10 protein-coding genes are annotated in these 12564 nt (G+C 48.3%); 3 read left to right on the top strand and 7 right to left on the bottom strand.

Features of this window, described 5'->3' with window-relative positions; all coding sequences use genetic code 11:
- Nucleotides 1-45: 45 nt before the first annotated feature.
- From E5S67_RS09130 to E5S67_RS09115, 4 genes are all read right to left on the bottom strand, one after another.
- Complete coding sequence (locus E5S67_RS09130) at nt 46-951, bottom strand: D-hexose-6-phosphate mutarotase (RefSeq protein WP_172186731.1); 906 nt, start codon at nt 949-951, stop codon at nt 46-48.
- A gap of 242 nt (nt 952-1193) precedes the next feature.
- Nucleotides 1194-1346, bottom strand: coding sequence for a hypothetical protein (locus E5S67_RS32340; protein WP_216670312.1), 153 nt, complete (start codon nt 1344-1346; stop codon nt 1194-1196).
- Nucleotides 1347-1443: 97 nt separating this feature from the next.
- Nucleotides 1444-2181: an SDR family oxidoreductase gene (locus E5S67_RS09120; protein WP_172186730.1), complete on the bottom strand. Its 738-nt coding sequence runs from the start codon at nt 2179-2181 to the stop codon at nt 1444-1446.
- Between the two features lie 171 nt (nt 2182-2352).
- Nucleotides 2353-3414: an NADH:flavin oxidoreductase/NADH oxidase gene (locus E5S67_RS09115; protein ID WP_172186729.1), complete on the bottom strand. Its 1062-nt coding sequence runs from the start codon at nt 3412-3414 to the stop codon at nt 2353-2355.
- Between the two features lie 816 nt (nt 3415-4230).
- On the opposite strand from E5S67_RS09115, the gene E5S67_RS09110 reads away from it, so the two are divergent.
- Complete coding sequence (locus tag E5S67_RS09110) at nt 4231-6546, top strand: cation:proton antiporter domain-containing protein (protein WP_172186728.1); 2316 nt, start codon at nt 4231-4233, stop codon at nt 6544-6546.
- A gap of 143 nt (nt 6547-6689) precedes the next feature.
- On the opposite strand, the gene E5S67_RS09105 is transcribed toward E5S67_RS09110, so the two are convergent.
- On the bottom strand, nt 6690-6902 hold the full coding sequence (locus E5S67_RS09105) for an Hfq-related RNA-binding protein (RefSeq protein ID WP_172186727.1): 213 nt from the start codon (nt 6900-6902) through the stop codon (nt 6690-6692).
- Between the two features lie 312 nt (nt 6903-7214).
- Between E5S67_RS09105 and dapF the strand changes: the two genes are divergently transcribed.
- Nucleotides 7215-8099: a diaminopimelate epimerase gene (gene dapF / locus E5S67_RS09100; RefSeq protein WP_172186726.1), complete on the top strand. Its 885-nt coding sequence runs from the start codon at nt 7215-7217 to the stop codon at nt 8097-8099.
- Between the two features lie 245 nt (nt 8100-8344).
- On the top strand, nt 8345-9487 hold the full coding sequence (locus E5S67_RS09095; protein ID WP_172186725.1) for a hypothetical protein: 1143 nt from the start codon (nt 8345-8347) through the stop codon (nt 9485-9487).
- Nucleotides 9488-9598: 111 nt separating this feature from the next.
- On the opposite strand, the gene E5S67_RS09090 is transcribed toward E5S67_RS09095, so the two are convergent.
- Both E5S67_RS09090 and E5S67_RS09085 read right to left on the bottom strand, forming a co-directional pair.
- Nucleotides 9599-10780 carry an aspartate aminotransferase gene (locus tag E5S67_RS09090; protein ID WP_172186724.1) on the bottom strand — a complete coding sequence of 394 codons (1182 nt, stop codon included), beginning with the start codon at nt 10778-10780 and terminating at the stop codon, nt 9599-9601.
- Nucleotides 10781-10879: 99 nt separating this feature from the next.
- Nucleotides 10880-12025 (bottom strand): iron-containing alcohol dehydrogenase family protein, encoded by a 1146-nt coding sequence (locus E5S67_RS09085; RefSeq protein WP_172186723.1) that lies wholly within the window; start codon nt 12023-12025, stop codon nt 10880-10882.
- Nucleotides 12026-12564 lie beyond the last annotated feature (539 nt).

Genomic DNA, 12564 nt, shown 5'->3' with positions numbered 1-12564 from the left:
CTGGGAATTTTGCCCCCATCACCGCTAAGATTAAGCTCTAATTCCTTAGTCGCGTTCAACGCTGTAAATTGCCTGCAAGCGGAACTCACCATGAGGGGGAACCTCCACAATATCTGTAGCTGCATTGGTCGTTTCTACGCAGAGTAAACGCTGATAATCTGCATCATCAAGGTCGGCCATATTTGCAGAAATTGTCACCCACGGATTCCACACTACGACGGATTTACTACCCGATGATTTAATGCGAATCCGGCGATTGAGGGCGCTATCGTCAATGACTAATTCATTGGTGACATCGAGATAAATGCGATCGACTTCACCTGCTACTACCACTGCACCCACTTGAGTTTTTTCGACACCACCTTCAGCTTTATCAAGATACTGGCTATTTTCTAAACCTAAAACCTGTACGCGGTTGATATCGCCGACTTGGAAATAGGTGTGCAAAGCTTGGGTGAGGGGAAATGCTTTGTCGCCTAGATTGCGGGTGATTAATTCTACAGTGAGGCTGGTGCCGATCGTAATTGCGATCGCCAGTTCAAAGGCTTGCGGCCAAATTGCTCTAGTTTCATCGGTATCCTTGAGTCCGAGAGTTACTTTGGTTCCGCCGTCTGCGGTTGTGGCGGTTTCTAGCACATTCCAGAGGCGATTCCGCACAAAGCCATGACTCGGACGCCCCAAGGCTTCGGGATCGGGGCCAAACCAGGGCCAACAGATGGGTATACCGCCTTTGATGGCTTTCCCTTCGGCATAGTAGGCTTTTTCGCTGACAAACATCAAGTCTGTGGTTTCGGTGGCTGGTTGAAAGGAGAGCACTTGACCGGAATACACAGAAATTAAGGCTTTGGCTTGACCGTTGTCAATGTGAATCATCGGGAAACCACCGTTTCCGGTGGCGAAGGTGAGGTTCCCGGCTATGCCGTAGTCTGTGTTTAATTGGTCAATACTCATGCTGTTGGCTTGGTGAATTGCTTTACAATTATCCGATATTATGGTGGCTAGATTGATTAGATTGTTGAGTTTGACCTAGGAGGGTGCGATCGACACAACGATACCCTCAGGAACGAATTGGGAGTGCCAACCGATCGCGAGGGGATGTGCGATCGCACCCACAGGTACAACTTGCTGAGTTCTCCGCAAGCAAGCTAATGCAGCAATTCATCAAAACACGGCGCAGCCGCAAAACTCCGCATCTATTCGAGGGTTATTTCACGCGACAATTGCCAGGGATGCGCCGAAAACAGGGCAAAGAGCGCAGTCCGACTGACTGCATCGGCTAGCGTTCGCATCGACACTTCACTTGTCAGCGGCGGAGTTTCGCCAAAACCCGGTAAGTCAACTGCCATCGCTTCCGATTCGGCGTTACTGAATCAAGCTATGGATGACCCAGAAACAGTTGAGCCGTATTCAATTGAGAGTCGATCGACTTTCCTGGGCCCCACTTCACAACTCCTGACGAGTCGGACGGATGATCATTTCGTTGACATCCACATCACCGGGTTGCTTGATGGCATAGGCAATCGCCCGGGCGATCGCATCCGCATCAATGGCGATTGAATACAACTGATTTATCCCTGATGCCGTCTCACCATGGGTGATGGTACTGGTTAACTCAGTCGCAACCGCACCGGGTGAAATGTTGGTAGAACGAATTTCACCGTTTGACTCCAGCCGCAGCCCTTCGGAGATTGCTCGCACGGCATACTTTGTAGCACAGTAAACTGCCGCCGCCGGAAATACTTTGTGTCCTGCAACCGACGACAAGTTGATTACGTGTCCAGACTTCTGTTGGCGCATAGTCGGCAGCACTGCTGCGATGCCGTAAAGTACGCCTTTAATGTTGACATCAATCATTTGATCCCACTCATCGACCTTAATCTGGTCAAGGGGAGCCAGTGGCATTAAACCCGCATTATTGACCAGCACATCAATGCGTCCGTATGTTTCCAGCGTTGCGTCCGCCAATGCTTGCATCTGGGCGCGATCGGCAACATCGGTGACTCGATAGGCAACGGTGCCACCTGTTTTTTCGATTGCAGCCACCAAGTCCTTGAGTCTATCTTCGCGGCGGGCAGCAAGCATCAGTTTGGCTCCGCTGGCGGCTAAACGATGGGCGGTGGCTTCACCTAAACCGCTACTTGCTCCAGTAATGATGACAACCTTGTTTTGAATCTCAGACATATTCACTCCTGTTAGTTGATTAAATCGGCTCACGTCACGGGGATGGGAACGTGCCTTGTACGGGAGGCGATCGCAGAATCAAACAAGCCTTTATTGAGCGACTGGTTAACAGAAACACTAAAAAAGGGATTCCTAGTGGAGTTGTGTAAAACCGATCGCAAATCCGCTTAATTACCAAGCGCGAGCGTATTGAATTGGAGCAGGCACCGACTGACGTAGTTGCTTGGCAGCCCGCATCGGCCAATAAGGATCGCGCAGCATTTCTCTGGCAAGTAATACCATATCTGCTTGACCTGTACGGATGATGTGGTCAGCCTGCGCGGGTGCAGTAATCATACCAACTGCTCCGGTGGCGATGTTCCCGGAGCGTCGAATGCTCTCGGCAAAGGTAGTTTGATAACCTGCACCCGTCGGAATCTTTACACCCGGTACAATTGCGCCTGAGGAACAATCGATCAAATCAACGCCCAGTGACTTTAATTTATAGCTGAGTACAATACTTTGTTCAATGTCCCAACCATTTGGAACCCAATCGGTTGCAGAGATGCGAACCCAAAGCGGTGTTCGATCCGGCAAAACATTTCGCACCGCTTCTACGACTTCACATAAAAACCGGATGCGATTCTCAAAACTGCCACCATAGTCATCTGTCCGTTGATTGCTCAAGGGAGACATAAATTCATGCAGTAGGTAGCCGTGAGCCGCATGAATCTCTATTAGGTCAAATCCGGCTTCGAGGGCGCGTTGGGCTGCGCTGACAAAGAGTGTCGTCTGCTTCTGAATGTCTTCGATACTCAGAGCGGTCGGGGCGGGGCTATTGGGTTCAAAAGGAATGGCGCTAGGGGCGATCGAAGTCCATCCCCCTTGAGATTCCGAAAGCACCTCGCCGCCATCCCACGGAAGTGCTGTACTGGCTTTTCGACCTGCATGAGCAAGTTGAATTCCAGCAACCGCACCGTTGCGGTGAATTAACTCGACGATTCGCGCCAACATTTCAATGTGAGCATCTTGCCAGATTCCCAAATCTTGCGGCGTAATTCGTCCTTCAGGCTCGACTGCTGCTGCTTCAGTCATCACCAGCCCTGCCCCTCCTACGGCTCGACTGACGAGATGAACCAGATGCCAATCATTCGCGAACCCATCAACACTGGAATATTGACACATGGGAGAAACTGCAATGCGATTTCGGAAGCTAACGCCACGTTGATCGAATGGCTCAAATAAATGGGACATGGTTGTAAACCCGTGGTTTATAAAATGCTACAGATGTCAATCAAGCACAGACTTTCTTGACGCTGGGAAGTTGACTGACTTCATTCCACCAAGTCCGCAGTTTCGGAGTTTGAGCGATCGTTGCTTCGTACTCTGGGGTCTGCGATAGGTAGGTGAAGACGGGAATTAGCTAGAAATCGGCAATGCTCAGTTCGTGACCGAGCAAATACGGGTGTCCTAAAGTTAGGGACTCGATCGCCTCTAGTGAAGTCTTTACAGGTGCGACGGCAGCTTTGTCAACCTAGATCCCGAATGGACTTGTCATTTTGAGGTATCAAAAGCAACGACAAAATTACTTGTCTAAAACCTAAATCTTTATTGTTAGCAAAACCGGGGATTTCTATAAAAAAGCACAAAAGTGTCAGAGTAATTATGCAGTAGATTGGGTAAATCCGCAAGCATGGCTTGACTAAAAACGATTTCAACTAATTTTTTTTACCTATCGCCGATCGGTGAATGTACACCACGATAAAACCGCTCCCTACAAAAAAGCAATCAACATCACTCCACCCAGCCTGAAATTGATTAAAAAAAGTAACTTGATTTAATCTTTCCGCCCTCATCGGGTTGAGGTGAAACATTACCCACAATCAAGCCCCAATGCCTCGATCGACTTGCAAGAGGTTAAGCTTTTTGTGAGGAGAGAAACTCTTTGGTATCAGAAAATACCTGGTTCTATAGTTGCAGTTGCCCTCGCTTCCCAACTACAGTCAACCCACTAAACATAGTCAACACATTAGACACTATAATATAACTTTATACTTTTTTCATAAAGTTGTGCAAGAAGACTTCCGACTGATCGTTGACTTAGTTCTAGTTCTCGCTGCTGCCGCAGCAGGAGGACTCTTTGCATCGCTGTTGCGACAGCCGGTAATTCTCGGGTATCTCCTGGGAGGGATCGTAATTGGGCCGGCCGGTTTGGGGCTGATTAAAGAATTAATTCAGGTAGACACCCTGGCTGAATTCGGGGTTGCTTTTTTGTTATTTGCCTTGGGAGTGGAATTTTCTTTCGCCGAACTCCAGAAAGTAAAAGCCATTAGTTTGGGCGGGGGCGGCTTGCAAATTGTGCTGACGATCGCCATTACTACTGCAATTTCCTTGGCTGTAGGCTGGGTAGAATCGCCCGCTCAAGGCGTGTTTTTAGGAGCGATTCTGTCGCTTTCCTCGACCGCAGTCGTCCTGAAATGCTTGATGGAGCGCAATGAATCCGGTACTTCCCACGGTCAAGTCATGCTGGGAATATTAGTAGTTCAAGATTTGGCTTTGGGGCTAATGCTAGCAGTTTTGCCGGCACTCAATCAGCCAGCAGAAGCGATCGGCATGACGGTAGCGTGGGCCCTGCTGCGGATCGGGTTATTTGCTGCCGGTGCTGTAGTCGCGGGCATTTGGATGGTACCGCAGTTGCTGCGCTACCTCGCGAAAACAGAAAGTCGGGAACTGTTTTTGCTGGGAGTTGTGGTTTTGGCTTTAGGGATTGCGCTGCTTACAGAATATTTGGGTTTTTCGATCGAGATGGGCGCATTTGTGGCGGGTTTAATGATTTCGGAGGTGGAATATGCCGACCAAACTCTAACTTATGTCGAGCCTTTGCGAGATATTTTTGCATCCTTATTTTTTGTCACCATCGGAATGTTAATTGACCCGGTGTTTCTGTGGAACCATCTAGAAGTAATTCTGGGACTGGTATTTATAGTATTTGTCGGCAAATTCTTGATTATAACGCCGATCGTCCGATTATTTGGCTATCCGCTAAAAACAGCATTGATCGCAGGTTTGGGCTTAGCTCAAATAGGAGAATTCTCCTTTGTACTCGCTAGTTCCGGCCAAGCTATGGGGCTGGTTTCGCGGAACGTTTACCTGTTAATTTTAGGAACGACAGCCGTCACCCTCGTGCTGACTCCGTTTGTGTTGAGAAGCGTGCCGCAGTTATTGAAATGGGCGGAAAAATTCGGGCCTTTGCAGCGCTATTTTGACGAAACATCTCAACCTGTGGCAATAGCTGAAACTTTGCCGGAACAAAATTATGTTGTGGTTTGCGGCTACGGGCGAGTCGGCAGAATTTTAGTCAAAATGCTGCAAAGCCGCAACTGTTCTGTTGTGGTGATCGACGAGTCAGAAAGTAGAATTCAAGACTGCAGAGTCCAAGGAATTCCTTACATTTACGGGAATGCTGCCAGCTTGCACGTATTGGAAGCAGCGCGGGTGGAACGGGCAAAAGCAATGGCGATCGCCCTTCCCGATCCCATGAGCACTCGCTTGTGTCTGAAGCGGGCTTTAGAATTAGTCCCGGATTTGGATATTGTGGTGCGGGCCAACCAAGATAAAGACATCGAACTGCTTTACCAACTGGGGGCCTGGGAAGTCGTGCAGCCGGAGTTTGAGGCGAGTTTAGAACTGTCTGCCCACTTGCTGGCTGGCATCGGGATCTCGGCAACCGCGATCGCGCGGGAAGTGCAGCAAATTCGCAGCAGCCGCTATCTGGAATTGCGGCCGCCGCGCGAACCTTTGGCGGTTTCGCGGGATTTGAAAGTGGCGGTTCGAGATATGAACAGCGAGTGGTACAGCTTGCCGTTAGGTTCTCCCATCGCCAGCATGACTCTGGAAGAAACTAACTTGCGGCAGTTGACAGGGGTCAGCGTGATGGCGATAGTCCGCAAGAATGGCGAGGAAATTGATTATCCTAACGGCAAGACAGCTTTGCAGTTGGGCGATCGACTTTTTGTAGTGGGAGAACCCGAAGAACTCATCAGTTTTGAGTTGCTGGCGAAGGGCGAAGTTGCAGTGCCGCAGGGCGACAGTTCCTGCCAGTGGCTGAGGCTGCCAGCAAACAGCCCTTGGGCGGGCAAAAAACTGTCAGAGGTAGATTTGCTGAGTCAGTACGGGGTGCAGGTGCGGGCGATCCGCCGGGAAGGGAAATTTACTCGCTGGCCGGACGGAACTACCAATTTGCAAGAAGGCGATCGTTTGCTGCTGTGCGGCGGCTTCTACGAACTAGGCTTGATGCAGCGGACGGCCTCGCCGCCAGTTCGGCAATCTGCTTTAAAGCTGCCTTTTATTACCGCCCAAGTCAGCGAAAAGCTGTTTAGCGATTAGGGAAGGAAGAAGGAAGAAGGAAGAGGGAAGAGGGAAGAAGGAAGAGGGAAGAAGGAAGAGGGAAGAAGGAAGAGGGAAGATTTTTCCCCTCTCCCAATCTCCCCCCTCCCCCACTCTCCCACTCTCCCACTCTCTCCCTCTCCTCAGCCGTTGGGTTTGATATAAGCAATTGCTGGTCGCGAGATCAGAATTTGTTGGTCTGACGGATCGAGGAGGCAAATGCAGCTATGATCCTGCCAAAAAATTCTGCCCGCTAGTAAGTCGCCAGTAAGGAGTTTGATCTCCACCTGTTGTTTGTCTTTGATGTAGCTTTGTATTAAGCGAACGCTGGGCAATCCGGTTTCAAATTCAGACATAGTTCAGAAAAATATAGTCAAATATTACCTTAAACCATATTCTTCTGTTTATACGGTTTAAACCGTACTGGCCCAACTACAAGCGCCTCTACTGGATCGGGGAGAAACCCGTTGGCAGCTAATTTTCGACCGATATTCATTGAGCCATTGACATCAGCATTAATTAGATATCGCTGTGGAGTTATAAATATTATATTTGTCGATCTTGCACTAGAAAGGACTATAAATTGCATAAAGTTTTATAATAGTGGGAAATTGGTAATTTGGCGATCGAATTATCTAATCAGTTTTAACCAAAAGAGGTTTGTTTTTATGCCGATCGAGTTTGCGAAGTATCAGGGACTGGGAAATGATTTTATTCTGATTGACAACCGCCACTCGTCAGAACCGGCGATTACACCAGAACAAGCTGTGGATTTGTGCGATCGACATTTCGGGATTGGCGCAGACGGCGCGATATTTGCTCTTCCGGGTCAAAACGGCACTGACTATACGATGCGGATTTTTAACTCCGACGGTTCGGAACCGGAAATGTGCGGCAACGGGATTCGCTGTTTGGCTAAGTTTATCGCCGATTTGGAATCGTCGGAAATTCACCCCCCCCAACCCCCCCAAGCTTCGGGGGGGATTGAATCTAAGACTGAGTACCGGATTCACACCGGTGCGGGCGTTATTGTCACCGAATTGCGATCGGACGGTCAGGTTAAGGTGGATATGGGAGTTCCCCGGCTGCTGGCTGCGGAAATTCCGACAACTTTGGCCGCACCGGATGCCAAAGTTATAGATGTGCCGATCGAAGTTGCTGATAAATCTTGGTCTGTTACCTGCGTCAGCATGGGCAATCCCCACTGCATTACGTTTGTAGAGGATGTTTCGGCTGTTGCTTTAGAAACTGTCGGGCCTCAATTCGAGAACAACAAAGCCTTCCCTCAGCGTACCAATACGGAATTTATTCAAGTGGTACGTTCGGACTATGTAAAAATGCGGGTGTGGGAAAGAGGCGCAGGTGTTACTCTAGCTTGTGGGACTGGTGCTTGTGCTGCTGTGGTAGCTGGAGTGTTGGTAGGGAAGTGCGATCGGGCCACTGCGGTTGAACTCCCCGGCGGCGTTTTGGAAATCGAATGGGCAGAAGTTTCAGGGCGGATTTACATGACCGGGCCGGCACAGCTAGTATTTACTGGTTGTATTAGTAATTAGTTATTAGTCATCAGTCATCAGTTATCAGTTATTAGGGGCATCAGTCACTCGTCAGAAGGATTTTATTGTTTAATTAACAAACAATAAAAATTATTGAATTCAAAATTTGTATTGAATTCTGACCAATGCCTTCTGCCTTCACAAGTTATTTGCTGCGGACTGAAGACTGAAGACTAATAACTAAGCCTGAAATCTAAAATCTAAAATCTAAAATCTAAAATCTAAAATTAAGTAGGTGGGCTGGCATGGCTGGAGGTATTTATCTGATTCAGGACGACGACAGGCTGGTAGAAATGATGGAACAGCCCTACGACTCGGAAGACCAGTTACAAGACTTGCTAGTAACTTATCCTAATTTGATCCCGGGAGACCAAATCGATCGGGCTACGACCCGGAGGTGGCTGTTAATTTCGCGGGAAGCTGCACCCAGCGATGAGGAAACAGCGGTGCAGTGGTCGCTGGATCATTTGTTTCTCGACCAAAATGCAGTTCCTACTTTGGTGGATGTCAGGCGAACTCCTAATGCCGAACTGCGACAAAAAGTGTTGGGTCAGTCGATCGACTATGCTGCTAATGCGTTGTTTTACTGGCCGATCGATTCAATTATTGCTCTGTTTGAAGCTAATTGTCGCGATCGGGGTCGCGATCCCGAACAGATTTTTGAAGAGTTTCTCGGTGCGGATGCTAATGAAGACCGATTTTGGCAGAAAGTTAAAACTAATTTGCAAGCGGGTAAAGTTCGCTTAGTGTTTGTAGCTGACGAGATTTCCGCTGAAATGCGCCGAGTTGTCGAATTTCTCAACGAACAAATGGACCCGGTTGAAGTTTTGGCCCTGGAAATTAAGCAGTATGTAAGTGAAGACGGCCTCAGAACTTTGGTTCCCAGAGTGATCGGTCAGACAGCCGAAGCACAGCAGAAAAAATCCAGCGCAACACGCGAAAGAAGGCGCTGGGATGAATCTTCATTTTTTGCGGAAATCAAAGCTAGACGGGGCGCGGACGAGGCGCAAATGGCAAAAGCAATTTACCTTTGGGCAAAAAGTCAAGAACCCGAAGTTCAAATCCACTGGGGAACGGGGGATGCCTACGGCGGTTTCGCCGCTCAATTGCCTCAAAGGGGAAGAAAACCCTACCAGTTATTCACTGTAGATATTGCTGGCAGAATGGAGATTTCTGCTGACAATTACGGTTCCGGACCGCCGTTTAATGCGGAAGAAAATTGGCTGGAATTGAGAAGCAAGCTGAGTTCGATCGGTCTGTCGCTACCTATAGAACCGGGCGAGAGAAGGTCGCCGAGTCTGGCTTTGTTTACTTTGCAAGATGAATCGGCCCTCAAGCAAGTTATGGAAACTTTTGACTGGGTGATTGAGCAAATTAAAACGTTATAGTTAGTAGTCAGTAGTCATTAGTCAGTAGTCATTAGTCCTTGGTAGTTAATAATTGGTTACGATGGCCAACAAATAACCAATAACAACTAACTAATAACCACTAACTAATGACTAATATCGAATATTAGCTTGTTTCATGCGCCGCAGGGATTCTCCCAGTCGATCGCAATCTGCAATTAAACTAATTCTCACATATCCTTCGCCACCCGGCCCAAAAGCATTGCCAGGAGTCACTACAACACCCGTTTGCTGCAAAACATTCAGGGCAAAATCAGTCGAACTCATGCCCGGAGTGCAGGGAACCCAAAGATACATTGCAGCCAGAGGTTTAGGAATATTCCACCCTAATTCTGCCAATCCTTCCACCATGAAATCCCGGCGAGTCCTGTAACGATTCTGCACTTCGTGCAAGTAACTGTCGGGCAATTGCAGTGCTGTTTCAGCGGCTGCTTGCAATGCGGAAAATATACCGTAATCTAGGTTAGTTTTTAATGTCCGCAAACCTTGAATAATTTTGCTGTTTCCTACTACAAAGCCGACGCGCCAGCCGGCCATATTGTAAGTTTTGGACATGGTGTGAAATTCGACACCGATTTCTTTACCGCCGGGAATTTCTAATAAACTTGTCGGTTGATAGCCGTCAAAGGCTAATTCCGCATAACACAAGTCGTGAACCAGCAAAATTTGATGTTTGTGTGCGAAAGCAACAATATCTTTGTAAAATTCGCGGGGTGCAGTTGCTCCAGTCGGATTACTGGGATAATTGAAATAGAGTATTTTGGCTTGTTCGGCTACGCTGTCGGGAATGTCGGCTAAGTCAATTACCCAGTCGTTTTCTGGTTTGAGGATGATGTTGTGAACTTTTGCACCGGCGATGATTGGGCCGCGAAATAATACGGGATAAGCAGGACTTGGTACTAATATTAAGTCCCCTGGATTGATATAGGCGATCGCAAAATGTGCTAGACCTTCTTTAGAACCCAACAAAGGCAATGCTTCGCTTTCTGGATCGAGTTCAACGTTGTAGCGGCGGCTGTACCATTTAGTAATAGTACGGCGGAAACTGGCAGTTCCTTCAAAGGGTGGATAGCCGTGATTGGCAGAATTTTGGATGGCTGCGACGGCGGCTTCTACTACTGGTTGAGGAGTGGCACCGTCGGGGTTTCCCATTCCTAAGTCTATTAAATCGAGTCCTTGTTCGCGGGCGCGGGCTTTGAGTTCGTCGAGACGGGCAAATACGTAGGGCGGTAGTTTTTGCAACCTGTCAGCAGGGGTAATCCAATCCAAGGTCATTTATTTTTTGTCAGTTGTCAGTTTTCCTGGTTTGTAGTAAGGACTTTCGTCCTTGCTAGCACAGCCTTTTCAGGACTAAAGTCCTTACTACAAACTGTTTTAATTCTTAATCTTTAATTCTCCCACAGGTGCGGTGGTAGAAACCATCGCTGCCATTAATTGTTGGGGAACAACTTTAAAAGGCAGTCGGTGGATGTCGGAATTAGGATTGCAGGCTATGTCGGCGGCGCGCTGCAATTCTGTGATGGTAATGTCTCCGAGTCCGAGGTTGTCTAAAGTTTGAGGCAATCCAATTTCGGCGTAGAATTTTAGCAGTTGCTGTCTGGCGGTGGCGGCGAGTTGATTGTTTTGCAGCATTTCTTCTAGTCGCAGTTGTACTAAAATGCCGTATGCGACTTTTTCGCCGTGCAATGTGCCGTGACTTGCTAATAGATGAGTTAGGCCGTTGTGGACGGCGTGGGCGGCGACGGTGCGACATTGGGCGCCGCCAATTCCACCGATTACTCCTGCTAGCAATACGGCTGCATCTGTGACTTCTTGCCAGGTTTCGCTACCGGGTTCTTTGAGGGCGGCGGCTGATTTTTGGAATAAAATATCGCGCAGTATTCTAGCTTGTTGGACGGCGGAAATAATCAGGGTTTGTTCGGAGTGTCCGCTGCTGACTGATGCTTCGTACCATTTGGCGATCGCATCTCCAATTCCTGCTACTAATGTCCGCTGCGGTGCGGTTTGAATTAAGCCGTAGTCGAGTATTAATAAGTCGGGACATCTGGCTAATGTGACATCGTATTGGAATGCACCTTGTTCTGAATAAATGTTAGAAAGGGCTGTCCAAGCCGCACAGGTGGCTGCTGATGTGGGTATTGTGACGATCGGGATTTTGCACTGATGGGCGACGAGTTTGGCTGCGTCTAAGGCTTTGCCGCCGCCGACACCGATGATGAAGTCGGCTTGATGAGTTTGGACTGCTTCGCGGAGGGTTTCGAGGCTTCTTTCGCTGCAATCCTTGCCGTAGGCTGTTTCGGCGGATTGTAACTGCTGCTGTTTGAGGATTGGTTGCAGGTAGGGTTGCGCGACGGCGAGGGAGTTGCTGCCGCCGACGATTAGCGGCCGCTTTCCGAAACGGGCGATCGCTTCTCCGGCTTGTGCGATCGCCGATCGACCCCGCAATACACAGGCGGGAGCAATTGTCAAGGAATAAATTGCAGTTGGGGTGGCGGTTTTAGTGCTTTGGGTTTGAGTCATCGAACCACTGGATAAGTGACGAGAAGGTTGACGCTTTGCAGGATTGCTGGATTTTCTAGGATAACTCTAATCTATGCGGAAATGGTAACTTTTATAAAGTTTTTATTAAGTATTGTTGGGCTGTTGGGGGATGGGAGGGGGGAGTTGAGGGGCGATCGCGAGTATTCACCCAATTGTAGGCTTCCAATTCGATCGTTTTAATGATGTATATTACATAGTCCTGAAAGGACAGATGTTTTGTTTAAGCATAACAATTGTCGATTGAGGGGCCTTACACTGTTTGATAGGTTCTTTGTCGATCGCTGTTGTCAGAGAAGGAGCTAGTCACGATATGCTCTGCTTTTATACCCGCAACAGGAGATTCCGACGGGAGTAAGAAGAAATTGACATACATGAGCAATTTGCGGTATTTTATGGTTATATAGCGAAAAGAGCTTAACTACACAGAAGACATCTCCAAAATAGTAACATTTTGTGGTACAAGAAGATCGTAAAGCTTTTTTGAGACAGAAACATGAGCGACATCCTGAATCATATTG

It is taken from the genome of Microcoleus asticus IPMA8 (assembly GCF_013179805.1).
In the GTDB taxonomy this organism is placed as follows: domain Bacteria; phylum Cyanobacteriota; class Cyanobacteriia; order Cyanobacteriales; family Microcoleaceae; genus Microcoleus; species Microcoleus asticus.
This window is presented reverse-complemented; position numbering and strand designations above follow the sequence as displayed.